Annotated in this window: 1 protein-coding gene; it reads left to right on the forward strand. The window is 46.3% G+C overall.

Features of this window, described 5'->3' with window-relative positions; translation table 11 throughout:
* On the forward strand, window positions 1-255 hold a 255-nt coding region (locus tag MD536_RS21855; protein ID WP_239603892.1), incomplete at its 5' end, for a Crp/Fnr family transcriptional regulator.

Raw genomic sequence — 255 nt, forward strand, 5'->3', positions numbered from 1 at the left:
TATCGCGCACGGTTTGAAGAACTGCTTGTTACGATTGATCATATTGCGTTCAGGGCGATGGACGAACGGCTTGAATTTTACCTGAAAAAACATGTCCAGACCCTGGGCTCAAAGATCATCCCCATCACTCACCAGGAGATTGCGGACGAGCTTAATTCATCCCGTGAAGTGATCTCCCGATTGTTAAAGAAAATGGAACAATTGGGCAAGGTGAAGCTGCAGCGAAACTCAATAGAAGTGATTCACCTGAGCTAG

The organism is Flavihumibacter cheonanensis (genome assembly GCF_022352215.1).
GTDB lineage: Bacteria > Bacteroidota > Bacteroidia > Chitinophagales > Chitinophagaceae > Flavihumibacter > Flavihumibacter cheonanensis.